The sequence below is a fragment of the Paractinoplanes lichenicola genome, assembly GCF_016785085.1.
GTDB classification, from domain to species: Bacteria; Actinomycetota; Actinomycetes; order Mycobacteriales; family Micromonosporaceae; genus Actinoplanes; species Actinoplanes lichenicola.
In genome coordinates, this window is the sequence record NZ_JAENHO010000020.1 from 1 (window position 1) to 20569 (window position 20569).

A 20569-nucleotide genomic window follows, 5' to 3' on the forward strand; every position below is an offset into this window, starting at 1 on the left:
GAGGTATCCCACCACCTTGAGTGGGTAAGGCTCCCAAGAGACTATTGGGTTGATAGGCCGGAGATGTAAGCCAGGTAACTGGTTCAGTCGACCGGTACTAATAGGCCGAGGGCTTAACCACCCTAAACTTATGAGCGCGTCCACTGTGTGATTCACAGCAAACGAACAACCGGTTGGCAGCAGCCCGGAAGGGCCGGCTGGATAACAACCTGGATTGTTCCGCTGAATGCTGTTTCGGTGGTCATAGCGGAGGGGAAACGCCCGGTCTCATTCCGAACCCGGAAGCTAAGCCCTCCAGCGCCGATGGTACTGCACTCGGGAGGGTGTGGGAGAGTAGGACGCCGCCGGACTTAACGTCACAGCCGAGGGCCACCCCGACCGGGGTCGGCCCTCGGCTGCTTTTCTATGTCTGCCCCCGAGTACTTTTGAACGTTGAGGCGAGCCCGCCAACCCGAGGGCCGGCCGTACCGGAAGGATTGATCCGTGACTACTGGACCCCAGGACGACGGCGGCTCCGGCCCCCGCGACAACGAGCGGCAAGGCGGCCGCGGTCGCGACGGTGACCGTGGCGGTTTCCGGGGCGACCGGGACCGCGGAGACCGGGACGGCAACCGCGGCGGCGACCGTGATCGAGGCGGCTATCGCGGCGGCAGCGACCGCGGCGGTTACTCCGGTGGCGACCGAGGCGGCTTCCGGGGCGGCGACCGTGACCGCGGTGGCTACTCCGGTGGTGACCGTGGGGGCTATCGGGGTGGCGACCGTGACCGTGGCGGCTACCGGGGCGGCGGCGACCGTCCCCAGGGTGGCGGCTTCCGGGGCGGCGACCGCGACCGTGGCGGCTATTCCGGTGGCGACCGCGACCGCGGTGGTTACCAGGGCGGCTATCAGAGCGGCGAGCGCCGTGGCGTGTCGGGCGGCGGCGACCGTGACCGGGGCGGCTTCCGAGGCGGCGACCGTGACCGCGGTGGCTACTCCGGTGGCGACCGTGGCGGTTTCCGCGGCGGCGACCGTCCGCAGGGTGGCGGCTACCGCGGCAGCGGCGACCGGCCTCAGGGCGGCTATCGGGCCGGCGGCGACCGCCCGCAGACCGGCGGCTACCGCAGCGGCGGCGACCGTCCCCAGGGTGGCGGCTTCCGCGACCGCGACCGCGGTGGCTATCAGGACCGTGGCGGCGACCGCGGCGGGTTCCGGGGCGGCGACCGTGACCGTGGCGGCTTCCAGGACCGTGGCGACCGTCCGCAGGGTGGTGGCTTCCGTGGCGGCGACCGTCCGCAGGGTGGCGGCTACCGCGGCGGCAGCGACCGTCCCCAGGGTGGCGGCTACCGCGGCGACCGTCCGCAGGGCGGCGGCGGCTTCCGAGGCGGCGACCGTGACCGCGGCGGCTACCAGGACCGTGGCGACCGTCCCCAGGGCGGCGGCTTCCGAGGCGGCGACCGTGACCGTGGCGGCTACCAGAACCGGGACGACCGTCCGCAGGGCGGATATCGGGGCGACCGCGAGTCCGGCGGCCCGCGCGGCAGCTACCAGGGCGACCGGGGCGGCTTCCGCGGGGGCTATCAGGACCGGGGCGGCTATCAGGACCGCGGCGGCGACCGTGGCGGCTTCCGCGACCGCCCCCAGGGCGACCGGCCCGGCAACCGTGGCGGCAGCGGCTTCCGTGACCGTCCGCAGGGTGACCGGCCGTATCGTGACCGTCCCCAGGGTGACCGTCCGCAGGGCGGGTACCGCGGCGGCGATCGTGACCGCGGCGGCTATCAGGACCGTGGCGGCTACCAGGATCGCGGTCCGCGCCAGGGTGGCTTCCGTGACCGGGACGACCGTGGCCCCCGCGACGGCGGCTTCCGCAACCGCGACGACCGCGGTGGCTTCCGCGACCGCGACGACCGCGGCCCCCGCGACGGTGGCTTCCGTGACCGCGACGAGCGTCCGCGGGTCCGCGACGACCGGGACGAGCGCCGTCACCCGGGCCAGGACGAGCGGGACGAGGCGCAGACGTTCCACGCGCCCGAGATCCCTGAGGAGATCGAGGCGGCCGACCTCGACAAGGAGGTCCGTTCCGAGCTGCTGACGCTGTCGCGGGACGTCGCCGACAAGGTCGCCCGGCATCTCGTCGCGGCCGGCCAGGTCATCGACGAGGACTCCGAGCTCGCGCTGCAGCACGCCATCGCGGCCCGGCGGCTCGCGTCGCGGATCGCCGTCGTGCGTGAGGCCGTGGGCCTGGCGGCGTACGCGGCGGGGGACTGGACGACCGCGATCGCCGAGCTGCGCACCTACCACCGGATGACCGGGCGGCAGACGCACCTGGCCGAGCTGGCCGACTGCGAGCGTGCGCTGGGCCGCCCGGAGCGGGCGATCGACCTGTTCCGCGGGGCCGACGTCGAGAAGATGGACAAGAGCGGCGCGATCGAGCTGCTGATCGTGGCGGCCGGCGCCCGGGGCGACCTGGGCCAGCACGAGGCGGCCGTGGCGATGCTGCAGGTTCGCGAGCTGACGGCCGACGAGGACGCCGAGTGGGCGGCCCGCCTGCGCTACGCGTACGCGGATGCGCTGCTCGCCGCCGGCCGCCGCGACGAGGCGCGGGAGTGGTTCACCCGGGCCGCTACTGCCGACGACGAGGGCCTGACCGACGCGGCCGAGCGCCTGCTCGAGCTGGACGGCGTCACGATCGCGGACGAGGACCACGAGCCCTCCGGCGGCGACGCGCGCACCGGCACGACGCCCGACGAGGAGGACGGCGAGTTCGACGGCGACGACGAGCCGCGGGCCGGCCTCGACGACGACGAGGACGACGAGTTCGACGACGACGAGGACGACCTCGACGACGAGGACGACGAGCCCCGCGCGGCCCGCGACGACCTCGACGACCTCGACGATGAGGACGACGACGAGGACGACGAGCCGGTGGCCGTGGCGGACACCGACGTCAACACCGACCCGGTCGCCGTCGAGGACGTGGCCGAGGAGCTCGAGGCCGACGCCGAGGACCTCGAGGAGGAGCGGGCCGCGCGGGCGAAGGCCGACGAGCCGGCGCAGGCGGACGTGGACGAGAAGGCCGCCGGCGACGAGTTCACCAGCGAGCCCAAGGACGACCGGAAGAACACCCAGGCGTGAGCGCCGACGATCTGGCGGGCGGCTACGACCTGGTCGTCTTCGACCTCGACGGGGTCGTCTACCTGATCGACAAGCCGATCGCCGGCGCGCCCGAGGCGATCGAGCAGCTGCGCGGGCGGGGCACCGGGGTGGCGTACGCGACCAACAACGCGTCGCGGCGCTCCCCGGACGTCGCCGGCCTGCTCACCGGCATGGGTGTGCCGGCCGAGCCGGCCGAGGTGCTCACCTCGGCCGGCGCCACCGCCACCGTGCTCGCCGAGAAGCTCCCGGTCGGCGCGCCGGTGCTGGTGGTGGGCGCGGACGCGCTGCGGGCCGAGCTCACCGAGGCCGGCCTGACCCTGGTCGAGTCGGCGGACGACAAGCCGGCGGCGGTCGTGCAGGGTTACGGCCCCGAGGTGGGCTGGCGCATCCTGGCCGAGGCGTCGCTGGCCGTGCGGGGCGGCGCGATGTGGGTGGCCACGAACACCGACCGCACGCTGCCCAGCCCGCGCGGCCCGCTGCCCGGCAACGGGTCGCTGGTCGCCGTGCTGCGCACCGCCCTCGACCGCGAGCCCGACCTGGTGGTCGGCAAGCCGGAGCCGGCCCTGTTCACCACCGCGGCCTCGCTGTCGCAGGCCGAGCGGCCGCTGGTCGTCGGTGATCGGCTCGACACCGACATCCAGGGCGCCGTCACCGCGGGCATGGACAGCCTGCTGGTGCTGACCGGCGTCAGCGGCCCGGCCGACCTGCTGGCCGCCGAGCCGGCCCGGCGGCCCACGTTCGTGGCGGCCGACCTGTCTGGCCTGTTCCGCCCGGCCGCGGAGGCCGCCGTACCGTTGCGAGCGGACGAGGCCGGCGGCTGGCGGGTGTCCCGCGACGGCGACTCGGCGACCCTGGACGGCTCGGGCGACCCGGTGGTGGCGTTGCGGCTGCTCTGCGCGGTCACCTGGGACGGCGTTCCGGTGACGGCCGTCGATGGCGCGTCGGATCAGGCCCGCGACCTGCTGGCGGCCTGGAAGCTGTAGAACTGCCTCGACGCCGGGCCGTTCGAGTCCGTACGATCCGGCCATGAGCGGCGCTCCCGCCGACCCGGGCCGAAGTCAGGGCGGTGATCCCGCCGACCCGGGCCGGGCTCGCACCCTCGACGACCTGATCGAGGCCTTGCGGTCGCTGAAGGTCTGGGCCGGCGACCCGTCGTACGACGCGATCACCACCCGGGTCAACGCGGCGTGGGTGGCCGCGGGCCGTCCCGCGGGCGAGCTCACCCGCAAGTCCACGCTGGTCGACTGTTTCAAGCTGGGCCGCCGCCGGCTGAACACCGATCTGGTGCTGGCCGTCGTGCACGCGCTGCACCCGGACGAGGGATATGTGACCCAGTGGCGGCAGGCGCTGCGGGTCATCTCGGGCGAGACCGAGGCGGCCGGGCAGGTTCGCGTGCAGGATTTTCTGCCGCCGCCGCTGGCCGGGTTCACCGGGCGGGGCGCCGAGCTCGAGCGGCTGCGCCGGGCCGCGCCGGGGGAGCGGTCCGACGGCGACGCCGTGCTGATCTCGGCGGTCGAGGGCATGGCGGGCGTCGGCAAGACCCAGCTCGCCGTCCACCTCGGACACCAGTTGCGCCGGGAACGTTCGTACGAGCGGGTGTTGTTCGTGAATCTGCGCGGGTTCCACCCCGATCCGGCGCAGCCCCCGGCCGACCCGTCGGCGGTGCTGGACGGCTTCCTGCGCCTGCTCGGGGTGCCGGGCCAGCAGATTCCGCACGAGCTGGCCGACCGTCGCGCCCTCTATCGCGACCGGCTGGCCGGCACCCGCGCGCTGGTGGTGCTGGACAACGCGGCCACCACCGAGCAGGTGCGCCCGCTGCTGCCGGAGACTTCCGGGTGCCTGGCCGTGGTCACGAGCCGCCGCAGCTTGACCGGCCTGCGCCCGGCGACCCGGCTCAACCTCGACGTCTTCACTCCGGACGAGGCCGTGTCGTTCCTTTTCGACGCGGTGCCGGATGTGCCGGTCGGGCCGGACGCCGACGCCGCCGCCCGCATCGCTCGCCGGTGCGGGCATCTGCCGCTCGCGCTGGGCCTGATCGCCGCGCACATCCGGAGCACGCCGGGATGGACGCTGACCGACCACGCCGAACGGCTCGACGAGCGGCACCGCGACCGGCGCCTGGACGACGGTGTCGAGCTCGCCCTCGACCTGTCCTACCGGCACCTGCCCGCCGAGCAGCGCCGGCTGCTGCGACTGGCCGCCCTGCACCCGGGTCACGACCTCGACCCGTACGCGGTCGCGGCTCTGACCGGCGCCGACGACGGCTCGGCCCGGGCCGGCCTGGACGCGTTGCGGGCCGACCACCTGCTGCAGCAGGCCGCCCCGGGCCGGTACACGTTCCACGACCTCGTCCGGGCCTACGCGACCGTGCGGGCCGTCGAGGAGGAGCGCCCGGCCGAGCGGCGAGCCGCCCTGACCCGACTGTTCGACTACTACCTGGCGGCCGCGGGCACCGCCCTGGACGCGGTGCACCCCGGCGACGCGCACCGGCGGCCGCCGATCCCGCCGATCGGCACGCCGCTGCCCGCCCTGGCCGGGGAGGGCGCCGCCGTGGCCTGGCTCGACGCCGAACGGCCGACGCTGGTCGCCATGGCCGCGCACACCGCTGCCCAGGGCTGGCCCGGCCACGCCGTCCGGATGGCCCGGGCGCTGTTCCGCTATCTCGACGGCGGCTACTACAACGACGGATTCGTCCTGCACGAGCGGGCCGTGCACGCCGCCCGCCTGACCGCCGACGACGTGGGTGAGGCCCACGCCCTGGCCAACCTGGCCATCGCCTGCATGCGGCTGGGCCGCTACCGGCCGGCGGCCGAACACTCCCGGAAGGCCCTGGAGCTGTTCCGGCGGGCCGGAGACGCCGAGGGGCAGGCCCGCGTGGTGAGCAACCTGGGGATCATCGCGAAGCGGGCCGGCGACTATCCGGCCGCGACCGATTACCACCGGCAGGGCCTGGCGCTGTACCGGCAGGTCGGCGATCGGATCGGGGAGGCGAGCCAGCTGGGCAGCCTCGGCCTGCTGGCGCAACGGTCGGGCCGCTACGACGAGGCGGTCGAGCACTACGCGCGGGCGCTGCCGCTGTGCCGTGAGGTCGGCGACCGGATCGGCGAGGCCCACATGCTGCACGGCCTGGGCGTGGTCGAGGCCAAGGCAGGCGGGTACGGGCCGGCGGGCGAGCACCTGCGCCAGGCGCTGACTCTGCACCGGCATCTCGGCAACCGCGGCGGGGAGGGCGGCGTGCTCGACGAGCTCGGCTCGTTGCACCTGCGCATGGGCGAGCCGGCGCGGGCGGCCGAGCACCACGAGCAGGCGTTGAGCATCTTCCGCGAGCTGGGCGACACCGACAGCGAAGCGTGGGCGCGCAACGGGCTCGGCGAGGCCGCGCGGGTCACGGGCCGTCCGGCCGAGGCGGTCGCCCACCACACTGCAGCCCACGCCATCGCCGTCGAGATCGGCATGCCGGATCAGCACGCCCGCGCCCACGCCGGCCTGGGGCGGGCCCATCGGGCGCTCGGCGATCCCGGCACCGCGCGCCCGCACTACGACCGGGCGGCCGTCCTCTACGGCGAGCTGGGCTGGCCGGAGGCCGACGAACTGCGGGCCGAACTGGGCTGAGGCGCGGGTCCGAGCCGCCCGGGACGCGACGTCCGAAAGACGCCAGCGCCGGCCGGGGGCCGCGGGCGAGCATGGAGCCTCACCCGACGAGAGGCTCACGATGCACGTCGTACCCGGTCTGAAAGTTCTCTACTTCGGCACGCCCGTGGTGCTGCTCAGCACGGTCAACGAGGACGGGACGGCCAACCTGGCGCCGATGTCGTCCGCGTGGTGGCTCGGGCAGACCGCGATCCTGGGGATGGGCGACCGCAGCCGGACGGCGGCCAACCTGCTGCGCGAGCGCGAGGTGGTGCTCAACCTGCCGTCGTCGGCGCTGGCGGCCGCGGTCGACCGGATCGCCATGACGACCGGGCGGCCGGACGTGCCGGCGGGCAAGGCGGCGCAGGGCTATCGCCACGTGGCCGACAAGTTCGCGCTCGGCGGGCTCACCGAGCAGGCGTCCGACCTGGTCACGCCGCCGCGGGTGGCCGAGTGCCCGATCCAGCTCGAGGGCCGGGTCGCGGGCACGCATCGGCTCGCCTCCGGCGGCGCCACCACGTACGAGATCGAGGTCTTGCGCACGCACGTGGAGGAGGACCTGCTCGTGCCGGGCACGGTCCACATCGACCCGCTGCGCTGGGACCCGCTCGTCATGAAGTTCTGCGAGTTCTTCGGGGGCGGGGTCAACGTGCACCCGTCGCGGCTCGCGGAGGGCTGGCAGCTGCCCGCCCTCAGAGCAGCTTGCGCAGTTTCAACAGGTCGAACGGGTTCGCCTTGATCTTCACCTGGCCGCTGGTGACCGCGCGGGTGACGTCGAGCCGGCCCCCGACCAGGGCGATCAGGTCGTCGCTGTTCGCGATCAGGGCGATCTTGGCCTTGGGGTCGTCGCCGTCGGCGATGCCGGTCAGCAACCCGTCCGCAAGCCGGCCGTGGAAGGCCGTCTCGAGATCGGGCACGCGGCAGGCCAGCGAGCGGTCGAAGTCGAGCTTGCCGCGCGTCTCGGCATTCCTCTCGAGGCGTGCGGCAAGGTCGTGCAGCGCCTGCCGGCACTCGTCCACGGTGGCCATCGGACTCCTTCTTCGCGACATGCGGTCGGCGTACCGCACCGTACCTCACGATCTGGTGTCGACCGCCCGGTAGCGTGGCACCCGACGAGCCGCGAGAGGAGCGGAACATGCCGGACGCATGGCGGGCGTATCTGGAGATGGCGCTCGGACTGACCGAAGCACCGCGTAAGCGCGCCCAGAAGGTGGCGGGCGAGCTGGTGAACCGGGGCGGGGCCACGGCCACGCAGCTGCAGGGACTGGTCGACGATCTGCTGTCGGCCGGCATGGCCAATCGTGAGGCGCTCACCAACATCGTGCGCTACGAGGTCGACAAGGCGCTCGGCGTGGTCGGGCTGGCCACCGCGGAGGAGGTCACCGAGCTGACCGGCCGCGTACGGGATCTGGAACGGCAGCTGCGCGAGGCCGAGTCGCGCGCGCAGGGCGGCCCGGCGGTCGACGCGCCCAGCGAGGGTGTCGGTGGCACGCGGATCGACGAGCCGGCGCCGCTGCCGCGCAAGGCCGTGAAGAAGGCGGTGGCCAAGAAGGCCGCGCCCAACAAGATGCCGTCGGCGGGCACCGTCCCGGCCACCCCGCCGGCCAACACCGCGCCCGGCCCGACGCCGCCGGCGAAGAAGGCCGTGGCCAAGAAGGCGGTCGCCAAGAAGGCGCCGGCCAAGGCCGTGCCGCCGCCCACCGAGGTGCTGCCCGACGAGGTGAAGGCGACCGCGAAGGCGGCCCCGGCCACCAAGCGGGCCGAGGCCCAGGGCGCGGGCCCGGCCAAGAAGACGGCGGCGAAGAAGGCGCTGGCCAAGAAGGCCGCCGCGAAGAAGACGACGCCGCCCGCGCCGGCCGGCACCGCCGACGCGCCCACCGCCGGTGTTCGCGAGGCCGCGGCGGCCACCGAGCTGCCGGCCACCGGGGAGGCGTGAGCCGATGACGTTTCCCAAGCCCGGCCCGATGCCCGGCGGTTTCCGTCCCGGGCCGCCGCCGCGCCCGCCGCTGCACCCCCAGGGCGCACCCGGCGCGGGCCCGGTCAGCCTGCCCCCGGCGGTCGACGAGGCCACCGGGCGGATCGTCGAGCAGACCGGCCACCCGGCGGTCGACGAGGTGCTGCGCTCGCTGGCGAACGCCGCCCGCCTCGCCCCGGCCGAGCAGATCGCCGAATACGAGGCGGCGCACCAGGTTCTCCAGGAGACCCTGGCGAGCATCGACCGGTGAGGCGCTGATGGCCCGTCGTGCCCGTCTCGACGCCGAGCTGGTGCGGCGCAAGCTGGCCCGCTCGCGCGAGCAGGCCGCCGCGCTGGTCGAGGCCGGCCGCGTGCAGGTGCGCGGCACGGTGGCCCGCAAGGTGGCCGCGATGATCGACCCGGCCGACCCGGTGCTGGTCACCGGCGAGGACCCGGCGACCGACTACGTCTCGCGGGGCGGCCACAAGCTGGCCGGCGCGCTGGCCGCCTTCGGGTCGCGGGGGCTCGCCGTGACCGGCCGGCGCTGCCTGGACGCGGGCGCCTCGACCGGGGGCTTCACCGACGTGCTGCTGCGCGCCGGCGCCCGCCAGGTGGTCGCGGTCGACGTCGGTTACGGCCAGCTGGCCTGGCCGATCCGCACCGACGAGCGGGTCGTGGTGTTCGAGCGCACGAACGTCCGGGCGATCACGCCGGAGTCGATCGGCGGTCTCGTCGACCTGACTGTGGCGGATCTCTCGTTCATCTCGTTGCGGCTGGTGCTGCCCGCCCTCGCGGCCTGCACCGACGCCGCCGGCGACCTCGCGCTGATGGTCAAGCCGCAGTTCGAGGTGGGCAAGGAACGGGTCGGCGCGGGCGGCGTCGTCCGGGATTGGCAGTTGCGGGCCGAGGCGGTGCTCGACGTCGCGCAGGCCGCCGCCGAGCTGGGCCTAGGCGTGGCTCAGGTGGCCGCCAGCCCGTTGCCGGGGCCGAGCGGCAACGTCGAGTTCTTCGTCTGGTTCCGCCGGGACGCGCCCGCCGCCGATCGGGCGGAGATCGAAGAAGTGGTCGCCGCCGGGCCCGCGGCCAAGGTAGCTTCTGCCGGGCCGGAGCAGCCGGCCGCCCCCTTGGAGGACACATGACGCGCTCGGCCCTGCTGGTCACGCACACCGGCCGGCGGCAGAGCACCCAGCACGCCCGTACGGTGGCTCAGGATCTGCTGGCGGCCGGTTTCGAGGTGCGGGTCATCGCCGAGGAGGTGGCCGATCTCGACCTGCCGCCCGAGGTGACCACGGTGGAGGGCCCCTCGCCGTCCGCGGCCGAGGGTGTCGAGATCGTGCTGGCGATGGGCGGCGACGGCACGTTCCTGCGCGCCGCCGAGCTGGCCCGCCCGGTCAAGGCGCCGCTGCTGGGCATCAACCTGGGCAAGGTCGGCTTCCTGGCCGAGGCCGAGATCGACCACCTCGACCAGGCCGTCAAGGACGTCGTCGACGGCTCGTACAAGGTGGACGAGCGGCTGACGCTGGACGTGCGCGCGGAGTACGGCGGCCGGGTGATCGCCGAGTCGTGGGCGCTCAACGAGGTCAGCGTCGAGAAGGGGCAGCGGGCCCAGATGCTCGAGCTGCTGGTCGACGTGGACGGGCGCCCGCTCGCGCGCTACGGCTGCGACGGCGTGGTCTGCGCGACGCCGACCGGCTCCACGGCGTACGCGTTCTCGGCCGGCGGCCCGGTGGTCTGGCCCGAGGTCGAGGCGCTGCTGCTGGTCCCGATCAGCGCGCACGCCCTGTTCAGCAAGCCGCTGGTGACCGCGCCGACGTCGTCGTTCGCGCTGACCGTCGACCCTTACACCTCGTTCGCGGTGCTCTGCTGTGACGGACGCCGCACCTGGGACCTGCCGCCGGGCGCCAAGGTCACCGTCGAGCGCGGTCAGCTGCCCGTACGGCTGGTTCGCCTGCAGCCGCGGCCATTCACCGACGTGCTCGTGGCCAAGTTCGCCCTGCCGGTCGAGGGGTGGCGCGGCAGCAAGCGCTGACCGGTGGTGCAACCCGCGGTGGGCAAATGTCGGGGGGCACCGATACTGTCTGCCCTGTGCTGGAGGAACTGCGCATCACCGGGCTCGGCGTCATCGACGACACGACGCTGCGGCTGACGGCGGGCATGAACGTCATCACCGGTGAGACCGGTGCCGGAAAGACCATGGTGGTGACCGGTCTGGGCCTGCTCTTCGGCGGCCGGGCCGACGCCGGGCGGGTGCGCGCCGATCCGGGCCGGGCGGTGGTCGAGGGCCGGCTGCGCCTCGGCGGCAAGCTGGCCGGCGAGGTGTCGACCCGCGTGTCCGAGGCCGGCGGCGAGGTCGACGACGACGGCACGGTCCTGCTGAGCCGCACGGTCACTATCGAGGGCCGCTCCCGGGCGCACGTGGGCGGCCGCAGCATGCCGGTGTCGATGCTGACCGACCTCGGCGAGCGCGTGCTGGCGGTGCACGGCCAGTCCGACCAGCTGCGCCTGCTGCGCCCGGCCGAGCAGCGGGCCTCGCTCGACCGGTTCGCCGGCCCCGAGCACGAGAAGCTCCTGGAGACCTATCGCGAGGCGTACGTGCGCTGGCGGGCGGTGACCGACGACCTGGCCGACCGCCGCCGCAACGCCCGCGCCCGCTCGCAGGAGGCCGACCTGCTCAAGCTCGGCCTCGACGAGATCAGCCGGGTCGACCCCCAGCCGGGGGAGGACGACGACCTGCGGGCCGAGGTGCAGCGTCTCGAGCACGCCGAGGGCCTGCGGGTCGCCGCGTCGCTGGCCGCCCAGGCGCTGGCCGGCGGGGTCGAGGTGACCGAGGAGACGCCCGACGCCACCCAGCTGCTGGGCACGGCCCGGCGCACCCTCGAGGCGCAGGCCCAGGTCGACCCGATGCTGGGCGAGCTGGCCGGCCGCATCGAGGAGGCGGCGACCCTGGTCGGTGACGTCTCGGCCGAGCTGTCGGCCTATCTGGGCGGCCTCGACGCCGACCCGGCCCGCCTCGAGCAGATCTACGAGCGCCGCACCGAGCTGCGCGCGCTCACCCGCAAGTACGCCGATGACGTCGAGGGTGTCATCGCCTGGGCCGAGGAGGCGCGCACCAAGCTGGCCGCGCTCGACTCGTCCGACGAGCTGCTCGACGAGCTCGACAAGGAACGCCAGCGGCTCGAGGCCCAGGTGACCGAGCTGGCCACCCGCCTGACCGAGGCGCGCACCGAGGCCGCGGTCCGCTTCAGCGACGCGGTCAGCGTCGAGCTGGCCGGCCTGGCCATGCCGCACGCCCGGGTCGAGGTGGCCGTGGTGCCGCGCGCGGTCGGCAAGGACGAGCCGGCGCTCGGCCCCGACGGCGCCGACGAGGTCGAGCTGCGGCTGGTGGCCCACCCCGGCGCGCCGTCGCTGCCGCTGCAGAAGGGCGCGTCCGGCGGCGAGTTGTCCCGGGTGATGCTGGCCATCGAGGTCGTGTTCGCCGGGGCCGGCGGCCCCGAGACGCTGGTCTTCGACGAGGTCGACTCGGGGGTCGGCGGCACCGCCGCGGTCGAGATCGGCAAGCGGCTGGCCCGCCTCGCCCGCACCCATCAGGTGCTGGTGGTGACCCACCTGCCGCAGGTGGCCGCGTTCGCCGACCGGCACCTGGTCGTGGCCAAGGACACCGGCGGCGCGATCACCACCAGCGGGGTGCGCGTCGTCGAGGAGACCGAGCGGGCGCGCGAGCTGTCCCGCATGCTGGCCGGATTGCCCGATTCCGATCTGGGCATCGCGCACGCGGAGGAGTTGCTGGCCGTCGCGGGCCGCGAGAAAAGGGCCTGAGCAGGGCGTTCGGTCATGGCACCATGACTGAGAGGGACGAGCGGGGCAAATGCCCCTTTAGTGGGTGAGATCGCGCATGTCGCGTGCCAGGCGCGTGATACGGCATGTCAGGATGGCCGTGATGCGACTTCCCACCTTGCGCCGCGCGCGGAGCACCGATCCCGATGCCCTCGCCGGCACCGCACGCCTCGACCGCCGGACCAAGCGTCTGACCGGCCGGCTGCGCCCCGGCGAGATCGCCGTGATCGACCACGTCGACATCGACCGGGTGGCCGCCGACGCGCTGGTCGCCGTCGGGGTCGCCGCGGTGCTCAACGCGAAGCCGTCGATCTCGGGCCGCTATCCGAATCTCGGCCCCGAGGTGCTGATCAAAAACGGCATCGTGCTGATCGACGACCTCGGCGAGGAGATCTTCGAGCGGCTGCGCGAGGGCGACTCGGTGGTCATCGAGGGCGACAGCGTGCTGCTCGACGGCGAGCCGGTCGGCTCGGGCGTCCGGCAGGATGCCGAGACCGTGGCCCGGTCGATGGCCGACGCCCGCGAGGGCCTGTCGGTGCAGCTCGAGGCGTTCGCCGCGAACACCATGGATTACCTCAAGCAGGAGCGGGAGCTGCTGCTCGACGGCGTCGGCGTGCCCGACGTGCGCACCCAGATCGCCGGCCGGCACGTGCTGATCGTGGTCCGGGGTTACGACTACAAGGACGACCTCGACGTCCTGCGGCCCTACATCCACGAATACAAGCCGGTGCTGATCGGCGTCGACGGCGGCGCCGACGCATTGGTCGAGTCCGGCTACACGCCCGACATGATCATCGGCGACATGGATTCGGTCACCGACGACGTGCTGCGCTGCGGGGCCGAGGTCGTGGTGCACGCCTATCCGGACGGCCGCGCCCCCGGTCTCGAGCGGGTGCACAAGCTCGACGTGGCCGCGCTGACCTTCCCGGCCGCCGCCACGAGCGAAGACCTGGCCATGCTGCTCGCCGACGACAAGGGCGCGACCCTGATCGTGGCCGTGGGCACGCACGCCAACCTGGTCGAGTTCCTCGACAAGGGCCGCGGCGGCATGGCCTCGACGTTCCTGACCCGGCTCAAGGTCGGCGGCAAGCTGGTCGACGCCAAGGGGGTGAGCCGGCTCTACAAGCAGAACATCTCCGGGTCGGCCCTGCTGCTGCTCGTGCTCTCGGCGACCGCGGCGATGGCGTCCGCGGTGGCGGTGTCCACGGTCGGCAAGGCGTACCTGACCGTGGTTTCCGAGTGGTGGGACAATCTGGTCTTCCAGCTCGGCCATCTTTTCTAACGGGGCTCTCGTCGTGATCAATTTCCGGTACCACGTGGTGTCGCTCACCGCCGTCTTCCTGGCCCTGGCCATCGGCCTGGTCGTGGGCACGGCCGCGCTCAACGGTCCGGTCGCCGACAACCTCAAGAGCCAGATCACCGCGCTCAACAAGGACCTGTCGAACAAGCGCGACGAGATCAACCAGTATCGCGAGGAGATCAACCGCAGCCAGGAGTTCGCCACCGAGATCGCCCCGGCCCTGCTCGACGGCAAGCTGGCCGGGCGCAAGCTGGCCGTGGTGGCGCTGCCCGGCACGGATCAGTACGCCGACAAGGTGATCCAGATGCTGGCGATCACCGGCGTCACGGTCACGGCCAAGGTCACCGTGCAGGACAAGTTCTTCGACCCCGCGGTCGAGCTCGAGCTGCTCGACCTGGCCAGCGTGACGTCGCAGCCGACGATCAGCACGGCCGACCTGCCGGTCAACAGCAACGGCGTCGAGACGGCCAGCGCGCAGCTCGCCCTGGCGCTGCTGCAGCGGCCCTCGGTCGCCGGCGCGGCCCCGGTCACGCAGCCGTCGGCGGCCGACGTGACCGCGGTCCTTACGGCGTACACCAAGGCGAGCTACATCGCGGTCGAGGACGACGCCGTCGGCGGGGCCGAGGCCACCTTGATCATCACCGGCGCCCCCGCCGTCGACAAGGACGCCGCGAAGAAGGCGCAGTCGCTGGTCAGCATGGCCGAGCAGTTCAGCGACGAGCGCCGGCTGATCGTGGCCGGGGTCGGCGTGGGCGAGGGCAACCTCATCTCGGCCGTGCGCGGCGACCCGACGCTCAACAAAAAGATCTCCACGGTGGACAACGTGAGCACGACCGACGGCCAGGTCGCCTCGGCGATGGCGACCGTCGAGCGGGTGGTCGACGACAAGACCGGCCACTACGGCCTGGCCGCGGGCGCCGCGTCGCTGGTGCCCAAGGCCGCGTCGTAGCGGCGGGTCTCTAGACTTCCTGCCCATGGCAACCCTCCGCTCGCTGGTCGCCGGCGCGGCCGTCGCCCGGGCCGCGCTCGCCTGGATCCGGCGCGACCAGCACGCCGGCGCGCTCGAGCGCACCAACTTCCACGGCCGCACGGTCACCCTGGCCGGCGGTCCGGCGCTCGCCCTCGGCGCGAGCACGGCCGCGGCGCTCGGCGCGGGCAGCGGCCGGCTGGCCGCCGCCGCGGTCACCGCCGGGGCGGTCTCGGGCGCGGTCGGCCTCTACGACGACGTCGCCGGCAACCGGCCCGAGCAGAAGGCGGCCAAGGGCTTCGCCGGGCACCTGGGCGCGCTGCGCGAGGGCCGGGTCACCAGCGGCCTGGTCAAGATCGCCGGGGTGGGCGCGGCCGGGCTGGTGGCCAGCGCGCTGATCGGCAGCACGCGGCCGAGCCGGGCCGGGCGGGCCGCCGACGTGCTGCTGGGCGCGGGTGTCATCGCCGGCCTGGCCAATGTGGTCAACCTGCTCGACCTGCGCCCCGGGCGGGCTCTCAAAGCGGGCGCGCTCATCGGCGCCCCGCTGGCCCTGGGCCGCTCGGGCGGGGTCGCGGCGGGCACGCTGGGCGCCTCGGCCGCGCTGCTCCCCGACGATCTGGGCGAAGAGATCATGCTGGGCGACTCGGGGGCCAACGCGCTGGGCGCGCTGCTCGGCGTGGCCCTGGTGGCCCGCAGCGGCCCGGCCGGGCGGCTGGCCGCGCTGACCGTGCTGGGCGCGCTCACCGCGGCCAGCGAAAAGGTCAGCTTCACCAAGGTCATCCAGGACACGCCGTGGTTGCGCCGCGTCGACGAGCTGGGCCGGCGGGGGCCGACCGGGAGCGTCAGCCGGGGCACGGTTTGACGAAGGCCCCCGCGGTCAAGATCGCCGGGGCCGCGGCGCTGATCACCGTGCTGACGGTGGTGGCGCGGCTGGCCGGGTTCGGCCGCACGTTCGTCTTCCTCAACACGGTCGGGCCCACCAACCTGGGCGACGTCTACAACGCCGCCAACACGATCCCCAACATCGTCTTCGAGCTCGTTGCCGGGGGCGCCCTGGCCAGCCTGGTCGTGCCGCTGCTGGCCGGCGCGGTGGCCAACGGGGACCGTGAGCGGGTCGACGCGGTGTCCTCGGCCCTGCTGACCTGGGTGCTGGTTCTGCTCGTGCCGCTGGCCGGGCTGGTCGCCCTGCTGGCCGGCCCGATCGCGAGCCTGCTCGACCTGCCGGCCGCTCACCAGGAGACCGCCGCGAGCATGCTGCGGGTCTTCGCACCCCAGCTCCCCCTGTACGGCGTGGGAATCGTGCTCACCGGCGTGCTCCAGGCCCACCACCGCTTCGCCTGGCCGGTGATCGCTCCGCTGCTGTCCAGCGTCACCGTGATGGGCGCCTACCTGTCCTACGCGGTGATCGACGGAACCAAGACCGGCCTGGGCGGGCTGACCCGCACCGGGGAGTTGTTCCTCTCGGTCGGCACCACGTGCGGGGTCGTGGTGCTCGCGCTGTGCCTTTTCATTCCGTTGCGGCGGCTGCGCCTGCGGCTGCGGCCGAGCCTGCGGTTCCCGGGCGACGAGGGTCGTCAGGCGGTGCGGCTGGGCTGGGCCGGCGCGGTGACGGTGGGCTCGCAGCAACTGATCACGCTGGCCGCGATCGTGCTGCTGACCGGCGACGGCGACCTCTCGCTCTACAACGCGGCGCAGACGGTCTTCCTGCTGCCCTGGGCGGTGCTGGCCGTGCCGGTGGCGACCGCCGTCTACCCGTCCCTGTCGGCCGCCGCGAGCCGGGGCGACGACGAGGCGTACCGGCAAGCTTTGTCGGGCACCGCGAGGTCGGTCATGCTGCTGGCCGGGCTCGGAGTGGCCGTGTTGATCGCCGTGGCCGGTCCGGCCGCCTTCCTGATCGCCGCCGGCCCCGCCTCGTCGGGCATCGTCGGGTTCGCGCCGGGGCTGCTCGGTTACGCCCTTTTCGCCCTGCTGTCCCGGGCTCTCTACGCCCGCGGCGCCACTTCCGCGGCGGCCTTCTCGACAGCGGTCGGCTGGGTCGTCGCGGCCGGTTCCGCGCTGGCCCTGACGGTGCTGGGGGACAACCGCCAGGTGCTGGCGCTCAGCCTGGCCAACGCGATCGGCATGTCGGTCATCGGACTCTTGCTCGTGCTGGCCGTCCGCCGGCACGCCGGAGCGGCCGCGCTGGCCGGCCTGGGCCGCACCACGCTGGTCACAGTGCTCGCGGCCGGCCTCGCCGCGCTCGCCGGGTGGGGCGTGGTGGCCGGGCTGGGCGGCCTGTTCGGCCCGACCCCCCAGGTTCTCGGCAGCATTGTGCAAGGCATATTGGGTGGGCTCGCCGTGCTGGTGGTCTTCGTGGGCGTCGTCTACCCACTGGCCCGGCACGACCTGGCGCCGCTGGCCCGCCGGCTGCGGCGCCGCTCGGCCTAGAAGGAGAATTCGTGGGCGACGACTGGCGTGGTTCGGTGGCTCTGGTGCTGGCGTCCAGCACCGGCGGGGTCGGCCAGCACGTCGCGTCGCTGGCCCGCGGCCTGGTCGCGGCCGGCTGCGACGTGCTCGTCTGCGGCCCCGCGGCCACCGACGAGCTGTTCGGCTTCACCGCCGCGGGGGCCACCTTCGCCGCCGTCGAGATCCCGGCCAGTCCCGGCCCGCAGGACGCGGGGGCCGTCCGCCAGCTGCGCAGCGCCCTGGCCGCCCGCGGGCCCGACGTCGTGCACGCCCACGGCTTCCGGGCCGGGTTCGTCGCCCAGCTCGCCCGCGCGGGCGCGCCGCTGGTCGTCACCTGGCACAACGCCGTGCTGGTCCGCGGCCTGCGCGGGCAGGTTGCGGCCCTGGTCGAGCGGGTGGTCGCCCGCAGCGCCACGCTCACCCTGGGCGCCTCGGAAGACCTCGTGGAGCGGGCGACCACGCTGGGCGCCCGCCGGGCTCGGCTCGGGGCGGTCGCCGCGCCGACCCTGCCCAACCCGCGGCGCACCCGTTCGGCCGTGCGCGCCGAGTTCCGGCTGCCGCCGCGGACCCCGCTGATCCTCTCGGTCGGCCGGCTGCACCCGCAGAAGCGCTACGACCTGCTCGTCGAGGCGTCCGCCCGCTGGCGTGAGCTCGACCCGGCGCCGGTGGTCGTGGTGGCCGGCTCCGGCCCCAGCTACATGGAGCTGGCCCAGCTCGCCTCGCAGAAACGCGCCCCGTTCCACCTGCTGGGCCGGCGCAACGACGTGGCCGACCTGCTGCTCGGGGCCGACCTGGCCGTGATCACCAGCGACTGGGAGGCCCGGCAGCTGTTCGCCCAGGAGGCGCTCGAGGCGGGCGTGCCGCTGATCAGCACGGCCGTGGGCGGGCTGCCCGGCCTGGTCGGCGACGCGGCCATGCTGATCCCGCCGGACGACGTGGACGCGCTCGACAACGCCGTCCGGGCGATGCTGGCCGACCCCGAGCTGCGGGCCGACTACGCCGCCCGGGGGCCCGAGCAGGCCGCGACCTGGCCCGGGGAGTCCGACACGGTGGCCGACGTCCTGGCCGCGTACGGGGAAGTGACGAGCTCTTGATCCTCGACCGGTTGCGCCGGCGCGCGCGCTGGCTCCCCTATCTCGCGGTGGCCCTGATCGCGGTGGCCGGGCTGGCCGGGCTGGCGATCCGGCCCGACAGCCAGACCAACCCGGGCAGCGCCGACTACGTGATCGTGGCCGGGTCGGCCGGGCTGCGCTGGGACGATCTCGACCCGCAGCGCACACCCACCCTGTGGCAGGAGGCGACGAAGGGCTCGATCGGCTGGCTGTCGGTGCGCTCGGCGATGCGGGTGACGTGTCCCTCCGACGGGTGGCTCACGCTCGGCGCCGGCAACTACGCGGCCTGGCCCCGGCACACCACCGGCAGCGTCTGCGAGCCCGCCCAGCCCGCCCTGACCAGGCCCGACGACATCGGCGCCAGCCTCACCGAACAGCGCTCGGTCGTCCAGAACAATCAAGACCGGCTCCCGTACGGGGCCGTGCCCGGCGCCCTGGCCGAGTCGGTGCGCTGCACGTACGCCTTCGGGGCGGGCGCGGCGATGGCGGCCGCGCGCCCGTTCGGCCGGGTCGACAAATACCAGCCCGAGTTCCCGGCCGACGGCGGCGGGCTGCTCTCCGAGTGCAACCTGAGCGTGGTCGACTTGGGCGCCGTGTCCGGCTCCGGCGAGCAGCGCCGCCAGCAGGTGCGGGTGGCCGACGCAACGCTGGCCCGGGTGCTGGCCGCCCGGCCGCAGCGCTCGCTGCTGATCGTGGCCGGCGTCTCGGACACCGAGCGCTCCAACCGGCTGCACGTGGCGATCGCCGAGGGCGAGGGCTGGAACGGCGGCTGGCTGACCTCGGCCGGCACCGGCCGCGAAGGTTATCTGCAACTGATCGACCTCGCCCCGACGGTGCTGACCGCGCTGGGCAAGGCCTCGCCCGACAAGCTGTTCGCCGGGCGCAGCGTCACCGTGGTCGAGGACAGGCCGGCCGACGTCACCGACGCGATGCTGGGCGTGCACAACGCCGACCAGCGCTCGGTCGCCCAGAACGCGGTGGCCGAGATCTTCTTCCGGGTCCTGGCCGGCCTCCAGATTCTGCTGTTCCTGCTGGCCATCCCGGTGATGGTGCGCGCCCGCAGGCACGCCGGCCCGCGCGGGCCCGCCCTGCCGCCGCGGCGCGTGGTGGCCGCGCTCGAGCTCGCGCTGATCGCCGCCGCGCTGGCCATCCCGGCCGCGCTGGTCGCCGACGCCACCCCGTGGTGGCGCAACTCCCACCCGGCCTGGGTCTTCGGCACCGTGACGGCCCTGTTCATCGCGATCGGCACCGCGCTCGTCCGGTTCGCCCCGCGCTGGCCGCACCGGCTCTGGCCGCTCGGCGCGACCTCGGTCATCGCCACCGTCGTGGTCGGCTTCGACCTCCTCACCGGGGCCCAGCTGCAGCTCAACGGCGTGGCCGGCTATTCGGCGGTGCACGGCGGACGCTACGCCGGGGTCGGCGGCGTCGGCCTCGGCGTCTTCGTGGCCGGGCTGCTCGTGCTGGCCGGGGCGTCGGTCAAATGGATCGACAAGCGCTGGCGCCCGGTGCTGGTGGTGCTGCTCGGCGCCGTCGGCGTGGTGATGGTCGGCAGCCCCTATCTGGGGGCCGACCCGGTCGGCGCGATCGCCCTGACCGCCGGGGTGTGCGTGGCCGCGGCGATCACCACCGGCGGCTGGCTGACCTTCCCGCGCTTCGCCTGGGCCGCGCTCTCCGGCCTCGGTGTCACGATCGCGTTCGCGCTGGTCGACGTGCGCCGCCCGGCGTCCGACCAGAGCATCCTGGGCCGGGTGCTGACCGAGCTGCTCAACGGCACCGCCGGGCCGGCCATGTCACGCAACGCCGCCGCCAACGGGCAGGCCCTGCTCGACAGCCCGCTGACGATCCTGGCCGTGGCCGGGGTGCTGATGCTGGCGTTCTGCCAGTTCTCGCCGTGGGGCGGGCTCAACCGGCTGTTCGGGCTGCACCCGGCGCTGCGGGCGGCCGGGGCCGGGGTGACCGTGGTGACGCTGCTCGCGGGCGTGCTCAACGGGTCGGCGCTGACCGTGGCCGGTGCGGCCGCGGCCACCGCGGTGCCGACCGCCGTGCTGACCGCGCTGCGGGTGCTGTTGCACGCGGCCGACCGCACCCGCCCGGAAGGGGAGACCGACGGGCCGGGTGGGCCTTTGATGCGTGATGATCCCTCTTTGGCTTCTCGCTGACGCGCGTCGCCACCAGCCCCTACGTGCGGGGGCGGC

Annotated in this window: 16 protein-coding genes and 2 rRNA genes; 17 read left to right on the forward strand and 1 reads right to left on the reverse strand. The window is 74.2% G+C overall.

The annotated features are described in order from the left end of the window. The 6 genes from JKJ07_RS45315 to JKJ07_RS45340 form a co-directional block, all read left to right on the forward strand. Nucleotides 1–121: ribosomal RNA gene (locus JKJ07_RS45315) — 23S ribosomal RNA — on the forward strand; the annotation flags it as partial. Nucleotides 122–233: 112 nt separating this feature from the next. Continuing rightward, a 5S ribosomal RNA gene (gene rrf / locus JKJ07_RS45320) occupies nucleotides 234–350 on the forward strand. Between the two features lie 1714 nt (nucleotides 351–2064). Next, the gene (locus JKJ07_RS45325) at nucleotides 2065–3111 is read left to right on the forward strand and encodes a tetratricopeptide repeat protein (protein WP_236031219.1); all 1047 of its coding nucleotides are present in this window, start codon (nucleotides 2065–2067) and stop codon (nucleotides 3109–3111) included. Continuing rightward, entirely contained in the window at nucleotides 3108–4115 is a 1008-nt protein-coding gene (locus tag JKJ07_RS45330; RefSeq protein ID WP_202998296.1) for an HAD-IIA family hydrolase, read from the forward strand. The genes JKJ07_RS45325 and JKJ07_RS45330 overlap by 4 nt, the downstream gene beginning before the upstream one ends. Nucleotides 4116–4158: 43 nt before the next feature. Continuing rightward, nucleotides 4159–6744, forward strand: a complete 2586-nt coding sequence (locus JKJ07_RS45335; RefSeq protein ID WP_202998297.1) for an ATP-binding protein — start codon at nucleotides 4159–4161, stop codon at nucleotides 6742–6744. Between the two features lie 100 nt (nucleotides 6745–6844). Then, the gene (locus tag JKJ07_RS45340; protein WP_202998298.1) at nucleotides 6845–7501 is read left to right on the forward strand and encodes a flavin reductase family protein; all 657 of its coding nucleotides are present in this window, start codon (nucleotides 6845–6847) and stop codon (nucleotides 7499–7501) included. Here JKJ07_RS45340 and JKJ07_RS45345 read toward each other — a convergent pair. Continuing rightward, nucleotides 7455–7790, reverse strand: a complete 336-nt coding sequence (locus tag JKJ07_RS45345; protein ID WP_202998299.1) for an alkyl sulfatase C-terminal domain-containing protein — start codon at nucleotides 7788–7790, stop codon at nucleotides 7455–7457. The two genes, JKJ07_RS45340 and JKJ07_RS45345, sit on opposite strands and share 47 nt — an antisense overlap. A 107-nt stretch (nucleotides 7791–7897) precedes the next feature. On the opposite strand from JKJ07_RS45345, the gene JKJ07_RS45350 reads away from it, so the two are divergent. The 11 genes from JKJ07_RS45350 (at nucleotide 7898) to JKJ07_RS45400 (ending at nucleotide 20533) form a co-directional block, all read left to right on the forward strand. Beyond that, nucleotides 7898–8698, forward strand: coding sequence for a phasin family protein (locus tag JKJ07_RS45350; RefSeq protein WP_236031198.1), 801 nt, complete (start codon nucleotides 7898–7900; stop codon nucleotides 8696–8698). A 4-nt stretch (nucleotides 8699–8702) separates the two neighbouring features. After that, on the forward strand, nucleotides 8703–8987 hold the full coding sequence (locus JKJ07_RS45355; protein WP_202998300.1) for a hypothetical protein: 285 nt from the start codon (nucleotides 8703–8705) through the stop codon (nucleotides 8985–8987). Between the two features lie 7 nt (nucleotides 8988–8994). Further along, entirely contained in the window at nucleotides 8995–9855 is an 861-nt protein-coding gene (locus JKJ07_RS45360) for a TlyA family RNA methyltransferase (protein ID WP_202998301.1), read from the forward strand. Continuing rightward, a complete protein-coding gene (locus tag JKJ07_RS45365) occupies nucleotides 9852–10745 on the forward strand; it encodes an NAD kinase (RefSeq protein ID WP_202998302.1) in 894 nt (297 codons plus the stop codon). The genes JKJ07_RS45360 and JKJ07_RS45365 overlap by 4 nt, the downstream gene beginning before the upstream one ends. A gap of 56 nt (nucleotides 10746–10801) precedes the next feature. Beyond that, the gene (recN, locus tag JKJ07_RS45370) at nucleotides 10802–12532 is read left to right on the forward strand and encodes a DNA repair protein RecN (RefSeq protein ID WP_202998303.1); all 1731 of its coding nucleotides are present in this window, start codon (nucleotides 10802–10804) and stop codon (nucleotides 12530–12532) included. Nucleotides 12533–12653: 121 nt separating this feature from the next. Then, nucleotides 12654–13832, forward strand: a complete 1179-nt coding sequence (gene steA, locus JKJ07_RS45375; protein ID WP_202998304.1) for a putative cytokinetic ring protein SteA — start codon at nucleotides 12654–12656, stop codon at nucleotides 13830–13832. Between the two features lie 13 nt (nucleotides 13833–13845). Next, nucleotides 13846–14799, forward strand: coding sequence for a copper transporter (locus JKJ07_RS45380; RefSeq protein ID WP_202998305.1), 954 nt, complete (start codon nucleotides 13846–13848; stop codon nucleotides 14797–14799). A 25-nt stretch (nucleotides 14800–14824) separates the two neighbouring features. Further along, on the forward strand, nucleotides 14825–15679 hold the full coding sequence (locus JKJ07_RS45385) for a hypothetical protein (RefSeq protein WP_202998306.1): 855 nt from the start codon (nucleotides 14825–14827) through the stop codon (nucleotides 15677–15679). After that, nucleotides 15676–17244 carry a murein biosynthesis integral membrane protein MurJ gene (gene murJ / locus JKJ07_RS45390; protein ID WP_202998307.1) on the forward strand — a complete coding sequence of 523 codons (1569 nt, stop codon included), beginning with the start codon at nucleotides 15676–15678 and terminating at the stop codon, nucleotides 17242–17244. Before JKJ07_RS45385 ends, murJ begins: the two co-directional genes overlap by 4 nt. Nucleotides 17245–17255: 11 nt before the next feature. Next, a complete protein-coding gene (locus JKJ07_RS45395; RefSeq protein ID WP_202998308.1) occupies nucleotides 17256–18356 on the forward strand; it encodes a glycosyltransferase family 4 protein in 1101 nt (366 codons plus the stop codon). Then, nucleotides 18353–20533 carry a hypothetical protein gene (locus tag JKJ07_RS45400; RefSeq protein WP_236031202.1) on the forward strand — a complete coding sequence of 727 codons (2181 nt, stop codon included), beginning with the start codon at nucleotides 18353–18355 and terminating at the stop codon, nucleotides 20531–20533. Before JKJ07_RS45395 ends, JKJ07_RS45400 begins: the two co-directional genes overlap by 4 nt. The last annotated feature ends 36 nt before the right edge of the window (nucleotides 20534–20569 follow it).